This window comes from Gordonia liuliyuniae (assembly GCF_021738805.1).
In the GTDB taxonomy this organism is placed as follows: domain Bacteria; phylum Actinomycetota; class Actinomycetes; order Mycobacteriales; family Mycobacteriaceae; genus Gordonia; species Gordonia liuliyuniae.
This window is the reverse complement of sequence record NZ_JAKKOR010000003.1, coordinates 104811-119562: the sequence shown is the minus strand read 5'-3', so window position 1 is coordinate 119562 and position 14752 is coordinate 104811. Positions and strand designations below refer to the sequence as shown.

14 protein-coding genes are annotated in these 14752 nt (G+C 66.6%); 12 read left to right on the top strand and 2 right to left on the bottom strand.

From position 1 onward, the window contains the following. Position 1: 1 nt before the first annotated feature. Together L5G33_RS04545 and L5G33_RS04540 are read left to right on the top strand one after the other, a co-directional pair. Entirely contained in the window at positions 2-2164 is a 2163-nt protein-coding gene (locus L5G33_RS04545) for a malate synthase G (protein ID WP_236996967.1), read from the top strand. A 112-nt stretch (positions 2165-2276) separates the two neighbouring features. Beyond that, complete coding sequence (locus L5G33_RS04540; RefSeq protein ID WP_236996966.1) at positions 2277-3452, top strand: hypothetical protein; 1176 nt, start codon at positions 2277-2279, stop codon at positions 3450-3452. Positions 3453-3471: 19 nt separating this feature from the next. Here the strand turns inward: L5G33_RS04540 and L5G33_RS19515 are convergent, their stop codons facing one another. Next, positions 3472-3573, bottom strand: coding sequence for a DUF7373 family lipoprotein (locus L5G33_RS19515; protein WP_443669082.1), 102 nt, complete (start codon positions 3571-3573; stop codon positions 3472-3474). A gap of 645 nt (positions 3574-4218) precedes the next feature. On the opposite strand from L5G33_RS19515, the gene sfnG reads away from it, so the two are divergent. From sfnG to L5G33_RS04510, 6 genes are all read left to right on the top strand, one after another. After that, positions 4219-5385, top strand: a complete 1167-nt coding sequence (sfnG, locus tag L5G33_RS04535; RefSeq protein ID WP_236996965.1) for a dimethylsulfone monooxygenase SfnG — start codon at positions 4219-4221, stop codon at positions 5383-5385. Positions 5386-5482: 97 nt separating this feature from the next. Next, the gene (locus L5G33_RS04530) at positions 5483-6682 is read left to right on the top strand and encodes an acyl-CoA dehydrogenase family protein (RefSeq protein WP_236996964.1); all 1200 of its coding nucleotides are present in this window, start codon (positions 5483-5485) and stop codon (positions 6680-6682) included. 3 nt (positions 6683-6685) lie between these two features. Beyond that, positions 6686-7861, top strand: a complete 1176-nt coding sequence (locus L5G33_RS04525; protein ID WP_236996963.1) for an SfnB family sulfur acquisition oxidoreductase — start codon at positions 6686-6688, stop codon at positions 7859-7861. Positions 7862-7918: 57 nt separating this feature from the next. After that, positions 7919-9091 (top strand): LLM class flavin-dependent oxidoreductase, encoded by a 1173-nt coding sequence (locus L5G33_RS04520; RefSeq protein ID WP_236996962.1) that lies wholly within the window; start codon positions 7919-7921, stop codon positions 9089-9091. Between the two features lie 40 nt (positions 9092-9131). Further along, on the top strand, positions 9132-9644 hold the full coding sequence (locus L5G33_RS04515) for a flavin reductase family protein (protein WP_236996961.1): 513 nt from the start codon (positions 9132-9134) through the stop codon (positions 9642-9644). Then, positions 9641-10081: a hypothetical protein gene (locus tag L5G33_RS04510; RefSeq protein ID WP_236996960.1), complete on the top strand. Its 441-nt coding sequence runs from the start codon at positions 9641-9643 to the stop codon at positions 10079-10081. Before L5G33_RS04515 ends, L5G33_RS04510 begins: the two co-directional genes overlap by 4 nt. A 57-nt stretch (positions 10082-10138) precedes the next feature. Here the strand turns inward: L5G33_RS04510 and L5G33_RS04505 are convergent, their stop codons facing one another. Then, complete coding sequence (locus L5G33_RS04505) at positions 10139-10645, bottom strand: nuclear transport factor 2 family protein (protein ID WP_372476862.1); 507 nt, start codon at positions 10643-10645, stop codon at positions 10139-10141. A 171-nt stretch (positions 10646-10816) separates the two neighbouring features. On the opposite strand from L5G33_RS04505, the gene L5G33_RS04500 reads away from it, so the two are divergent. The 4 genes from L5G33_RS04500 to L5G33_RS04485 all read left to right on the top strand — a co-directional run bounded on the left by L5G33_RS04500 (position 10817) and on the right by L5G33_RS04485 (position 14702). After that, positions 10817-12001, top strand: a complete 1185-nt coding sequence (locus L5G33_RS04500; RefSeq protein WP_236996958.1) for an acyl-CoA dehydrogenase family protein — start codon at positions 10817-10819, stop codon at positions 11999-12001. Between the two features lie 45 nt (positions 12002-12046). Further along, positions 12047-12970, top strand: coding sequence for a biphenyl-2,3-diol 1,2-dioxygenase (gene bphC / locus L5G33_RS04495; RefSeq protein WP_236996957.1), 924 nt, complete (start codon positions 12047-12049; stop codon positions 12968-12970). A 55-nt stretch (positions 12971-13025) separates the two neighbouring features. Then, positions 13026-13820 (top strand): SDR family NAD(P)-dependent oxidoreductase, encoded by a 795-nt coding sequence (locus L5G33_RS04490; protein WP_236996956.1) that lies wholly within the window; start codon positions 13026-13028, stop codon positions 13818-13820. Between the two features lie 87 nt (positions 13821-13907). Next, positions 13908-14702, top strand: a complete 795-nt coding sequence (locus L5G33_RS04485) for an IclR family transcriptional regulator (protein ID WP_236996955.1) — start codon at positions 13908-13910, stop codon at positions 14700-14702. The last annotated feature ends 50 nt before the right edge of the window (positions 14703-14752 follow it).

Genomic DNA, 14752 nt, shown 5'->3' with positions numbered 1-14752 from the left:
CATGTCCAACCGTGTCACCGTCAACGGCTTGCAGGTCGCTGAGGTCCTCTACGACTTCGTCAACAACAAAGCTCTTCCCGGTACCGGCGTAGACCCCGACAAGTTCTGGGCGGGCGCCGCAGACGTGATCAACGACCTTGCGCCCCGCAACCGCGAACTGCTCGCCGTCCGCGACGACTTCCAGTCCAAGCTCGACGCTTGGCACCGCGACCACAAGGACGCCGACTTCGCCGAGTACAAGGCGTACCTGACCGAGATCGGCTACCTGGTTCCCGAACCTGCCGACTTCGAGATCACCACGACGAACGTCGACGACGAGATCACGTCGGTCCCCGGCCCCCAACTGGTGGTCCCGATCCTCAACGCCCGCTTCGCGCTCAACGCGTCGAACGCCCGCTGGGGCTCGCTGTACGATGCGCTGTACGGCACCGACGCCATCAGCGAGGCCGACGGCGCCGAGAAGGGCTCGTCGTACAACAAGGTCCGCGGCGACAAGGTCATCGCGTTCGCCAAGGCGTTCCTGGACAAGGCCGTCCCGCTCGAGCAGGGCAGCCACGTCGATGCCACCTCGTACGTCGTCGACGGCGACAAGGTGACCGTCTCCCTCGCCGGGAACACCACGACCTTCGCCGACCCGACCGGGTTCGTCGGGTACACCGGGGACGCCGCGACGCCGACGTCGGTGCTGCTCCGCCACAACGGACTCCACCTGGAGATCCAGATCGACGCCGAGTCCCCGATCGGCTCGACCGATCGCGCCGGAGTCAAGGACGTCCTCGTCGAGTCCGCCGTCACCACAATCATGGACTTCGAGGACTCGGTCGCCGCTGTCGACGCCGAGGACAAGGTGCTCGGATACACCAACTGGCTCGGCCTCAACAAGGGCGATCTCGCCGAAGAGGTCAGCAAGGGCGGCAAGACCTTCACTCGCGTGCTCAACCCGAACCGCGTCTACACCGCACCGGACGGCTCGACCTACGAGGTCCACGGCCGCAGCCTGCTGTTCGTCCGCAACGTCGGTCACCTGATGACCAACCCGGCGATTCTCGACGCCGACGGCAACGAGGTTCCCGAGGGCATCCTGGATGCGCTCATCACCTCAGCGATCGGCGTCCACGGCATGTCGTCCGAGGGTCTGCAGAACTCGCGGACCGGCTCGATCTACATCGTGAAGCCGAAGATGCACGGCCCCGACGAGGTCGCGTTCACCTCCGAACTGTTCGGCCGCGTCGAAGACGTCCTCGGCCTGGACCGCAACACCCTCAAGGTCGGCATCATGGACGAGGAGCGCCGCACGTCGATCAACCTGAAGGCGTCGATCAAGGCTGCGTCCGAGCGCGTCGTGTTCATCAACACCGGATTCCTCGATCGCACCGGCGACGAGATCCACACCTCGATGGAGGCCGGTGCATTCGTGCGCAAGGCCGAGATCAAGGGCCAGACCTGGTTCAACGCCTACGAGGACTCGAACGTCGACGTCGGCCTCGCCGCCGGTCTCGAGCACAAGGCACAGATCGGCAAGGGCATGTGGGCCATGCCGGACCTGATGGCCGACATGCTCGAGCAGAAGATCGGCCACCCGACCGCGGGCGCGAACACGGCGTGGGTGCCGTCGCCCACTGCTGCGACGCTGCACGCGCTGCACTACCACGAGGTCGACGTCTTCGAGCGCCAGGACGAGATCGCCAAGCGTCAACCGGCGTCGGTCGACGACATCCTGACCATCCCGTTGGCGAAGACGACCGACTGGAGCGACGAGGAGAAGCGCGAGGAGCTCGACAACAACGCGCAGTCGATCCTCGGCTACGTGGTGCGGTGGATCGATCACGGTGTCGGCTGCTCAAAGGTCCCCGACATCCACGATGTGGCGCTCATGGAAGACCGCGCGACTCTGCGCATCTCGAGCCAGCTGCTCGCCAACTGGCTGCGTCACGGCATCGTCACCGAGGACGACGTGGTGGCCGCGCTCAAGCGAATGGCTCCGGTGGTCGACCGTCAGAACGCAGGCGACCCGGAGTACCGTCCGTTGGCCGCCGACTTCGACTCGAACATCGCGTTCAACGCGGCGAAGGCGCTGATTCTGGAAGGCACGACGCAGCCGAGTGGCTACACCGAACCGATCCTGCACCGGGCGCGCCGCGAGTACAAGGCGGCCAACGCCTGATATACCCGAAGGTGTGAACGCCGAGCCCGGGCCGGATTCGGTCCGGGCTCGGCGTTTCGCGGAGGACGCATCACGAGTGATGCAGCAGGGTCGGGACGACTGGAGGGGTGGCGTGTCGAAGCATTCGACCGGCGGACAGAGGCAGTTCATCGCGCGGCCGTTGGTAGCGATCGTGCTGGCCGTGATCTTGGTCGCCGGCGTGATCACCGCATGGACCAAGCTCGGCGATCGGATCGACGACTCGGCGACGACCGACGCCGCGACGTGCGTCGAGGGGAAGGCGACCGTCCCGATCGTCGCCGATCCGGCGGTCGCTCCGGGGCTCCAGCGGATCGCCCAGAACTACAACGCCACCTCCCCCATCGTCCGGGACCACTGTGTGACGGTCCAGGTCCGCCCCGCGGACGCGCGCGCGACGCTCGAAGGACTGACCGCCCGCGACTGGGACACGAAGGCGTTCGGCGCCTTCCCCGGAGCGTGGGTGCCTGAATCGTCGGTGTGGGCGGCCGCGTTGCAGACCGCAAAGGCGAACGCACTGCAGGGGCCACCGGAGTCGTTGGTCTCCTCCCCTGTCCGCCTCGCCGTCGAACCCGAGGTCGCCGAGGCGGCGAACGGGCGGATCGCGTGGACGGGTCTCCCCGATCTGACGTTGGCCAATTCGCTGAGCGCGTTCGGGCACCGGAGTTGGGGATCGTTGCGAATGGCGATGCCGAACGGACCGCAGTCGGATGCCACGGCGCTCGCCGCGCAGGCCGTCGCGGCCGGGACAGCCGACCAGAAGGGGCAACTCACACTCGACCAGATGAACACCCAGCGGGTGCGGGGTGCGGTCGAGCAGTTGATGTCGGCGCCGCCGCGCATCGGCGACGGCTCGACCGAAGCGGCCGTCGAGGCGGTCGCCTCCGCGAACGGTCCGGAAAACGCCGAGGTCCGCGCGGTCCCGGTGACCGAGCAACGGCTGTACGCGCTCACGAAGGACGATGAGAGCGCGCGCGTCGCTGCTGTCGCGCCCACCGGTTCGACACCGGTCGCCGACTACCCGATCGTGCGGCTCGCCGGCGACCACGTTCCGGCGCATGTCGGCGACGCGATCGCCGAGTTCTTCACGTTCGTTCGTAAGCCTCCGCAGATGAAGCTCCTGACCGGAATGGGATTCCGCGGCTCCGGTCCGCTGCCCGCGGCCACCGCGACCGTGAGGTTCGGGGACGTCACCGACCCGCTCCCGGCGCCGGAGCCGAAGGCCGCGGTCGAGATCAGCAAGATCGTGCTTCCCGCCGCGGCGCCGTAGTCTGCGACGAGTCGGACAATTAGGAGTTCTGCAACAGGACGACCTGTGCGGAGATCCGCTGCTGTGCCTCGGTGAGATCCTCGCCGGTGGCACGCGCGACGTATCGGTCGACGGCGAGCACGCACTCACGGTGCTCGACTCGGCCACCCGGTAACACGGGACGTCCGGCAGATCTTGTGGAGACGCGAGACGCGAGGACCCGGCGTCTGACGCCGCTGCAGCGAAGTGGTCACGCAACGTGACCGCCTGCTTCGATGATTCTCCGCGGTACAGCACCGTCGCACGGCGTCGCCGGCGTCGGCCAGTGTGGTGAAGGTCGACCTCCGCAAGGCCTCCGTTCCGGCTCGCGGACAGACCGTCGAACACCGCGACGAGCACGTCGGAGCCGTGCGGCGCCAGTGCCAGCGAGCGGGTGGCTCCGGGGTTGATCCACGCTGCGGACACCACCGTGTTGCCTTCGCCGAGCCCGGGCAGCGGGGCTACCCGCGACCGAGTCTTCTTACCTGCTCCTGTCAGAGTCGTGCGCCATTCTGCGGCGACGCGCCGGGCCATCGCGGGGACGGCGGCGTCCGCCGGCGAGTTCGCGGCTTTGCAACCACGTCGATTGGAACCACCGCGATTTCATTCATCGACCTGTGGCACCTCGGCGCGCAGACTCTTTCCATGACCGCATCACCGTGCAGACGATGTCTGTGACTGTTTGACTCCTCGGCCGGCACGGCCGCCACCAGATCCACCACCAGGCCTTCAGGAGGTCTATTCCGTCATGCCCGAAATCAGTTCACAGCGGCTCGAAGCCGCCACTGCACCATTGCAGTTCGCGTACTGGGTGCCCAATGTCAGCGGCGGCCTCGTCGTCTCCACGATCGAGCAGCGCACCGACTGGGGATACGACTACAACCGCAGACTCGCCGTCCTCGCCGAGAACAACGGATTCGACTATGCCCTGTCTCAAGTCCGCTACATCTCGTCGTACGGGGCGGCTTACCAGCACGAGTCGACGAGCTTCTCGCTGGCGCTGCTGCTGGCGACCGAGCGGCTCAAGGTGATCGCGGCCGTCCATCCCGGACTCTGGCATCCCGGTGTCCTCGCCAAGTTCCTGGCGACCGCCGACCATCTGTCCGGTGGCCGCGCCGCCGTCAACGTCGTGTCGGGTTGGTTCAAGGACGAGTTCACCAAGCTCGGCGAGCCGTGGCTCGAACACGACGAACGCTACCGTCGCGCCGAAGAGTTCATCACGTACCTCCGCAACATCTGGACCGACGACCACGCCGAACTGTCCGGCGACTTCTACCGGCTCCATGACTTCGACCTCAAACCCAAGCCGGTCGACGTGCCGGGACGAGCGCACCCCGAGGTCTTCCAGGGCGGCAACTCGACGGCTGCGCGCACGATGGCCGGTCGCGTCTCCGACTGGTACTTCAGCAACGGCAAAGACTTCGAGGGTCTCTCCGAGCAGGTACTCGACGTCAACACTGAAGCCGCGATCGCAGGCCGGACCGTCAGATTCGGGTTGAACGGCTTCCTCATCGGACGCGACTCCGAAGCCGAGGCGCGCGACGTGCTCCGCGAGATCGTCGACAAGGCCGACCGTGAGGCCGTCGCCGGATTCGGATCTGCCGTCAAACAGGCCGGCACCTCGACGTCGGACGGCAAGGGAATGTGGGCGAGTTCCGAGTTCGCCGACCTCGTCCAATACAACGACGGATTCAAGACGGGACTGATCGGCACTCCAGAGCAGATAGCCGAACGGATCGTCGCGTACAAGACCCGCGGCGTGAACCTCTTCCTCCTCGGGTTCCTGCACTACCTGGAAGACGTCGAATACTTCGGCACCCGCATCCTGCCGCTCGTCCGCGAGCTCGAAGCCGACCTCACTTCCAGCGGACGGCTCGAATCCGAACTGGCCCGCAACGGGGTCCTGACCACCTGATTCGCGCTGGAACCGCGCTCGCCTGCTCCGTGCGAGCAGCAGGACGAGTCCAGACAACCCACGAAGCCCTCCCCACACCTTTCCGGGAAAGAGAACGATGACCATCACAAACGACACACGCAGCACCGACCTGTTCGCCGACGCCCTCACACGCGCAGACATCGTCGCATCCGAGTTGCGCGCGACCGCGGCCGAGCGCGATCGCGCGAATGCCGATCCAACCGCGGAGATCGCGCTCCTGCGCGAGCACGACCTGCTCCAGGTCGGCGAGCCCGTCGAGTACGGCGGGTCGGGGCTCGATTACGCCCAGAGCCAGCAGATCACCCGCCACATCGCCCGCGGCGACACGTCGATCGCACACCTGATCGGCTACCACTACGCGCAGCAGCGGATCCCCCACCTGTTCGGCACGCCCGACCAGGCTGGGGCGCTCTCCCGGCGTAACGCGGAGGAGAAGCTGTTCTGGGGCGGTGTGCAGAACCCGCGCGGCGCCGACGGCCTCGTCCTCACCAGGGTCGACGGTGAATACCGCCTCAACGGTCGTCGGACGTTCGCCTCCGGGGCGAGCGTCGCCGACCGGCTGTCCGTGACCGCGGCGTACGGCGACGCTCTCGTGTTCCTCACGCTCCCGACCGACCGTGCGGGATTCGCACCGCAAGGCGACTGGGACAACATCGGGCAACGCCTGACCGACTCGGGCGGCGTCGTCTTCGAGGACGCCGTGGTCCACGCGAGCGAGATCCTCGGCGATCCTGACTCGCCGCCGACCTTCACCCCGTACGAGACTCTGGTGACACCGCACTGGCAACTCGCGTTCGTCAACTTCTACATCGGCACCGCCGAAGGAGCACTCGACGAAGCCCTCGACTGGACCCGGCTGAACGCCAGCGCCTGGGAGACGTCCGGGCTCGACCGTGCGGGCGACGACCCGTACATCCTTGAATTGGTCGGCGCGCTCCGCGCCGAGATCACCGGTGCGGCCCTCCTCGCCGACCGGGCAGGCGACGCACTGCAGGCCGCGCTCGACTTCGGTGACACGCTCTCGGCCGAGCAGCGCGCCGACACGGCAATCGCCATCGCCGAAGCCAAGTACGTCACCACCAAGGTGTCACTGGAGGCCGCGTCGCGGCTGTTCGAGATCCAGGGTGCGCGAGCCACGACCTCCGCGTACGGCTTCGACCGGCACTGGCGCAATCTGCGTACGCACACCGTCCACGACCCGGTGGCCTACAAGGCGCGCGAGATCGGCGACTGGGTGCTCAACACCCGTGCGCCCCAGTTCACGCTGTACAGCTGACTCGTGTCCGACACCATCACCGATCACGAGTCCGCGGTGGTCGCTGCCCGCGCATTCGCGCCCGCTGTTGCCGCGGGTGCGAGTGCGCGGGACGCCGGACGTCGTCTCCCATTCGACGAAGTCGCGGCATTGTCGGCGACCGGGCTCCTCGCCGTCACCGTGCCGACGGACTTCGGCGGCCCTGGACTGGGCGCACGCACACTCGCCGAGGTGGTCGCGATCGTGGCGGCCGCCGATCCGAGCCTCGCGCAGATCCCGCAAAGCCATTTCGTCTTCCTCGACTCGGCACGACGTGTCGGGTCGGACGTGTTGCAACGGCATCTGTTCACTCGGGTGCTCGACGGCGCGCGGATCGCGAACGCTCAGACTGAACGCGGCGGGAAGACGGTCGTCGACGATGCGACCACGCTGCGACGCCGGGACGGACGTCTGAGTCTGTCGGGAACCAAGTTCTACGCGACCGGGGCCGTGTTCGCCGACATCCTCGCTGTCCGCGCGCTCGGCCCCGATGGTGGTTCGGTGGTCGCGTACGTGCCCGCCGACGCGCCCGGTGTGACCATCGACGGCGACTGGGACGGCTTCGGACAGCGCACGACGAGCAGCGGGACCGTCGTGTTCGACGACGTCGACGTGGACGGCGACCTCGTTCTCGACTACACGCGGCTGCTCGCGACGCCCAGTACATACGGGACTCGCGCACAGCTCGTGCACGCGGCGATCGACGTCGGGATAGCGCGCGGAGCGCTCGACGCCGTTCCGGGCCTCGCACAGCGTGCGCGACCGTGGTTCGAAGCCGACGTCGAGCGCGCGGCCGACGATCCCCTGCTCGTCGCGCAGGCGGGCGACCTCGAACTCGCGGTCCGTTCCGCCGAAGCGCTCCTGCGCGCCGCGGCGGAACGGATCGAGGCCGCCGACGGTTCGTCGGGCGCGGACGCGATCGCTGAAGCGGCGCTCGCCACGGCGGCAGCGAAAGTCTCGGCGGGCCGCGCCGCCCGCCGTACGGGCAGCGAACTGTTCGACTTCGGCGGCACGCGGACCGCATCGGACAAGGCGAACCTGACCCGGTTCTGGCGCGATGCCCGCACGCACACCCTGCACGACCCCGAGCGCTGGAAACTCCAGCATCTCGGGCACTGGGCGATCGATCGACGACGCCCGCCGAGCCACGGAACACTCTGACCGTTCGAGCCGACCTCCTCGGTTCTCGACCTCTCCCCGAAAAAGGATCATCGACGAATGTCTGTAAAGCTCCACTGGTTCCTGCCGACGTACGGCGACTCGCGTTTCATCGTCGGCGGCGGCCACGGCCTGCCCGCCGGAATCGCGAGCGGCGACCGCGACGCGTCGATCGGCTATCTGTCGTCGATCGCACGGGCCGCCGAGGACTTCGGCTTCACCGCCGCACTCACGCCCGCGGGCGCATGGTGCCAGGACGCGTGGCTGACCACGGCCATGGTGGCACGCGAGACCGAGCGGCTCGGCTTCCTGGTGGCGTTTCGCCCGGGCCTCATCAGCCCTACGCTGGCCGCGCAGATGACGTCGACGTTCGCCAAGCACGCGCCGGGACGCATCCTGCTGAATGTCGTGACCGGCGGCGAGCCCGTCGAGCAGCGCTCCTACGGCGACTACCTCGACAAGGCCGCACGCTACGCCCGCACCGATGACTTCTTGTCCATCGTGCGACGCCTGTGGGATGGGGAGACGGTCACCTACCGCGGCGAGCACATCACCGTCGAAGACGCGACGATCCCGTCGCGCCCGTCCCCCGTGCCGCCGATCTATTTCGGCGGGTCGTCTCCGGAGGCCGGCCCGGTCGCGGCACGGCACAGCGACGTCTACCTCACTTGGGGTGAGCCGCCCGCTGCGGTCGCCACGAAGATCGACTGGATCCGGTCCCTCGCCGAGCAGCAGGGGCGGACGGTGCGATTCGGCATCCGGCTGCACGTGATCGCCCGGGACACGTCCGAGCAGGCCTGGGCCGAGGCGGGACGTCTGCTGTCGGCGCTCGACGAGGACACGGTGGCGAGCGTGCAGTCCGGGTTGGGCCGCAGCGAGTCGACCGGCCAGGCCGCGATGCGCGCACTGCACGAGTCCCATCGCGCGGACGGGTCGTGGACGGATCCGCGATCGCTCGAGGTGTATCCGGGACTGTGGTCGGGCGTCGGACTGGTTCGCGGCGGCGCGGGCACCGCGCTCGTCGGCTCCCACGCCGAGGTCGCCGACCTCATAGCCGAGTACACGGCATTGGGCATCGACGAGTTCGTGCTGTCCGGCTATCCGCATCTGGAGGAGCTGTACTGGTTCGGTGAAGGCGTCGTCCCCGAGCTCACGCGACGCGGCCTCTTCGACAATCCTCGTTCATCTCTGTCGACGACAACCGGCAACCCGTTCGTCCCCGCAGGCCGCTGATCGCCGCCAGATTCGCCACATCACGAGAGGTCTGGAGACCATGACTGTCACAACCGATTTCACGACCGTCGGCGACCAAGCCGAGTTGCGTCGAGTGTTCGGACACTTCCCGTCCGGGCTGGTGGTGATCGCCGCACTCGGCCCGGACGGACCGGCCGGTCTGCTCGCCTCCTCGTTCACGTCGGTGTCCTTGGACCCCGCCCTGGTATCGGTGAACGTCGCCCGCACGTCGACGACGCTTCCGGTCCTCCGACGCGCCGACCATTGGGGCGTCACTGTGCTCGCGCACGATCAACGCAACGTCGCCGAACTTCTCCGACGCCCCGCGTCCGAGCGGTTCGACGGCATCGACTGGGCGGCTACCGACGACGGGGCCGTCCACCTCGACGGCGCTGCTGCGGGCTTCCACACGCGCGTCGGCCAGGTGGTCCCGGCAGGCGACCACGTGATCGCGCTGCTTGAAGTCCACGGCCACTTCACTGCGCCGAGCGTCGACCCGATTGTCTTCCACCACAGTCGTTTCCGTCATCTGGAACAGGAGAACAACGCATGAGCACACCACGCATCGCCGTTCACAGAACGGAGGGTGTCGCGGCCGGTTGGATCGAACTCACCGACGGCGACGTCGACGTGCCTGTCACCCGGGTCCGCGCATCGAGCCTCGGCGAAGCCGCTCAGGCGACGGCGCGAGCACCCGGTCCGGTGTTCGTCGATCTCGACGTCCACCTCGCCGACACCGTGAGGGCCGCGTACGCCGAGTACGCGGCCGCACACCCCGGTTGGACACCCGGCGCGCGGACTGGGACACTCGTCCACCCCGGAACCGTCGCGACCCTTGTCGGGCTGCTGCGCGACATCGCCGTCACGGGCGTCGCCGACGGCGTCACCTTGCGCGGACCGGATACTTCCATGCTGATCAGGCAGGTCATCGAAGACGTCGCTCCGATCCTGGGAGTCCCCGTGCACGGTTGGCAGGTCGTCGCTGGCTGAGCGCCGGATTGCCGGGGCATCGCTCGACGCCTGATCCGGTGATGCCGATCCGCCTGACTACTCCTCGACTCTGATTTCTGTCAGCCCTTCATCTACCGACGCCAGCAGTTCCCGCGCCTCCGGGCGACCGTCAAGAACACGCCCCACCCGTCGAGCGCACTTCCATCCTTGCTCGGTGCGGATCAGTTCCCAACGATTCGCCGTTGCGCGCAGCACCGAGAAGCCGTCGTCGCCGTGTACCACCAGCATCGACTTCCCAGTCGCGACCGCGGTATCGCCGTCGATGCGCACGTGTCCGGGCTCGACGATGTGCGCACACCCCTTCTGTACGAAGCCCTGATGCATACCGCCGCGCACCATCGCGGAGATCTCAGCGTGCCCGCGCATGACTCCGGTGTCCACGTCGTAGACACCGTCAGAAGTCCAGATCTCCGCGACGGCGTCTGCACACCCCGCGTCGATGGCTGGACCGTATGCGGCCACGAGGTCCGTGATGGTCTGCCTATCCTCCAGATGGGCGACGCGGGTGGCCAGTTCGGCGATCAAGCGTGTGGTGTCGGACAGCGTCAACTCGATGTCATTCATGCCTATAGTCGGCCAGATCCTGCGAGTCCGACCGGCGGTTTTCCCGCTGCATGGGAATCATCGGCTACATGATCTCGGTGCGATGTGAGCATCGTCTCACCAAGCACTTGAACGGCAGCGGCGCACAGCCCGCCACGATCGGAGAGACGAATGCCGAACACGGTTCTCGATTACATCAACGAGCACGCAGACGAATTCTTCGCGCAAGGCGCCGAAGCCGAGCGCATCGGACGACTCACTGACAAGACGGTTCGTCTCCTGAAGGAATCGGGAGCGATGAGGATGCTCCAGCCTGCCGACTACGGCGGCTACGAATACCACCCGCGAGAGTTCGCGGAGGCCGTGATGAGGTTGGCGTCGCTCGACCCGGCCGCGGGTTGGGTTCTCGGTGTCTGCGGCGTTCACCCGTGGCAGCTGGCCTACAACGATCGCCGAGTACAGGACGAGGTTTGGGGCGACGACAGCAGCATCTGGATGGCCTCCCCGTACATGCCCGGCGGCATTCTCGTTCCGCAGGACGGTGGCGGTTACCGCTTCAGCGGATCCTGGCAGTTCTCGTCCGGCACAGACCACTGCGGCTGGGCTTTCCTCGGCGCGATGATGGGCGACCCCGACGGGAACATGGTGCACCCGCCCCAGATGGTCCACGTGATCATCCCGCGCGCGGACTACACCATCGTCGACGACTCCTGGAACGTGGTCGGACTCCGGGGCACCGGCAGCAAAGACCTGATCATCGAGGACTGTTACGTACCCGAGTACCGAGCGATGACCTGGGAGGACGTGTCCAGCGGTGACGGCCAGCGTCAGTCGGACCGTACGCAGACGCTGTACCAGATGCCGTGGTCGAACATGTTTCCACTCGGCATCACCTCAGCCACGGTCGGAATCTGCGAGGGCCTGCTGCGACTGGCTTCGGATTACCAGGCGAACCGAATCGACGCCAACGGTGTCAACGTCAAAGACGATCCCTACACCATGTTCGAACTCGGCGAGTACATGGCTGATCTGCGTGCGGCCCGCGGCGAGTTGATCGACAACGCCCAGTACTTCTGGGACATCACCGAGCGAGGCGAGGTCGCGTCGTTCGCCGATCGTGCCGCCGGCCGTGCCACACAGGTGCGAGCGGCGTGGCGTGCCACCCGAGCCGCGAACGAGATCTATGCCCGCTGCGGCGGCAACGCCCTCCGGATGGACCAGCCGATGCAGCGATTCTGGCGCGACAGCCAGGCCTGCATCCATCACGCGATCCATACGCCCAACACCGTCTACCACGCGGCGACGCTCAGCTCACTCGGCGCCGAAGCTCCCGGCCCACTGCGCAAGATGATCTGACTGTCGCGCAGAACCGACCAGCCAACCACAAGCAAAGGACCATCGATGACTCCACAACTATATGACTCCGATATCAAAGCGCTCGGCTACGTGGAGGTCCAGACCAACGACATGTCGCGTTGGCGGACGCTCGCCCTGGACATCCTGGGCTTCGCGGAGGGATCGGGTCCCGACCCCGACTCGCTGTACCTTCGGCTCGACGAACGAGCCGCACGCATAGTCGTCCGCCCCGGTGAGACCGACAAAGTGAGCGTGGTCGGCTGGGAGGTTCGCGATCGCGAAGCAATGGAGCGCGTTCGCACCGCAGTCGAGGCCGCCGGGGTCGACGTACGGGACCTGACCGCGGAGGAGTCCGACGCCCGTCGAGTCGAGGCCGCCATCACTTTCTCCGATCCCGCGGGCATTCCGCTCGAGGTGTTCTTCGGGGCTGTGCTGGACCACAGCCCAGTGGTCACTCCGTTCGGCGCACGCTTCGTCACCGGCGCCCAAGGGCTTGGGCACGTAGTGATTCCGGTGCCCGACCAGGGCAAAGCGTACGACTTCTACGTCCAGACGCTGGGCTTCCTGCCGCGCGGCGCGTTCCGGCTCGACACGCCGCCGGAAGTCGGGCCGATGCGGATCCGCTTCTTCGGAGTCAATCAGCGCCACCACAGTCTGGCGATGATGCCAGCACCCAAACAGGGGCCGGGCCTGATCCATGTGATGGTCGAGGTGGACGACCTCGACACCGTCGGGAGGGCGCAGGACCGCGTCGTCGCCGAAGGAGCATCGCTCTCGTCGACCTTGGGCAGGCACACCAACGACAAGATGCTCTCGTTCTATGTGCGTGCGCCAGGAGGGTGGGACATCGAGTTCGGCACCGACGGGATATTGGTCGATGAGGATCAGTACACCACCGAAGAGATCACCGCAGATAGCTACTGGGGGCACGATTGGTCCGGCGGCGAGCCCTTGGCAGTCGTCTCATGACGCGCCATCGCAACAGCGCATACTCCGATTTCACATGATCCCGAAGGCTGATGACATGACATCGATCGACAGCGACAAGTATGGGCCGTGGGCCGTAATCGCCGGCGGGTCCGAGGGGGTCGGCGCAGTCTTCGCCGACGAACTGGCCATGGCCGGACTGAATCTGGTGCTGATCGCACGGAAGGAAGACGCGCTCGAGGCGACCGCTGAGCAGGCGCGTCGATACGGCACCGAGGTCCGCACCCTGGTCCAGGATCTACTCGCGTCCGACGCAGTGGCGAACATCGCGACCGCGACCGCCGACCTCGAGGTCGGACTGCTGATCTTCAATGCAGGCGCCAACACCTACGGCAACGAGTTCGTCTTCGGCGACATGGAGCGGTTCCGCAGTGTGATGACTTTGAACATCGACCGTCAACTCGATCTGGTGCAGATGTTCGGGAGACCGATGGCCGAACGCGGTCATGGCGGCATCATTCTGCTCGGCTCGGTCACCGGCTTCGTCGGCTCCGGACACCAGAGCATCTACTCGGCGGCTAAGGCGTTCAGCCGGGTATTCGCCGAAGGCCTGTGGTGGGAGCTGCGCGATTACGGCGTTGACGTCGTCGAGCTCATTCTCGGGGTCACACGTACCCCGGCGATGGCGCGTGCCGGTCTGAACTTCGACGCTCCGGGGCTTCTCGTGTCCGAACCCGCCGATGTGGCGCGCGAGGGATTGGCGCACATCGGTGACGGACCGGTGTGGGTGATCGACGCGGAGAAGGAGGGGGCGCTGTCTCGATCGCAGTTCCCGCGTGATCAGCGTGTACTGGCAGAGGCTCAAGCTGTGGCAGCGATGATGGGCCGATAAGTAGCGGCAGACCCACCGACGACGGCTACCGTATCGAAGTCCGACGTTCCGTCGGCTGACTTCGACTGTGATCTCGCTGGAGGCGGCATGAACGATGACAGAGAGTCCGGAACTCCACCGTCGATGCTCGATCGGATAGATCTAATACTCGACGCCGTCGAGGAAGCAGGCTTTCTCACCCTGTCCGGGGTGATGGAACGCACCGGCCTCGCCCGCTCGACGACGCACCGGCTGCTGCTACAGATGGAGCGCCGCAAGTGGCTCTTCCGTGTCGGTACCAACTACGAGCTCGGCGTACGACTGTTTGGCCTGGGTACCAGTGGACTCCGTACACACTGGTTCTACCGACGAGCCATGCCGACACTGAGTTGGCTACAGCTCCAGACCGGCTACATCGTGCACATGGCGTATCTCGACGGTGCCGACTGTGTGTACTGGGAAAAACTCGGGTCGGGTCGGTTCCAGTGGGAAGTGCCCACTCGGATCGGCGCGCACCGCCCCGCGCACACCACATCGGTCGGAAAGTCGCTCCTCGCAGTCCAGTCCGACGACTACCTGCGCAGCATTGAGCCGTTTGCCGAACTGACACCGAACACAGTCACGTCGACCACCGCTATTCGCCAGGAGATCGACGAGGTCCGCAAACGCGGGTACGCCGTCGATCGGGGAGAGAGCATCCCGAATGTGGGCTGCTTCGGCACGACGGTCAGCGCAGCCAGCGACGACTCGGCGACCGCGCGCCGAACGTCCGCGGCGATCTCCATATGCGTGCCGCTCGCCGAGCTGGACACCCGACTCATCCCGATCCTGCTCGCAGCGAAGAAGCGGATCTCGCAGAACATGCGGGTCAACCCAATGATCGAAACTGCAGACGACGACTGACCCGACTCGGTCACCGCTCTTTCCCGCAGAGCGGGAGCCCAGTCCCCGGA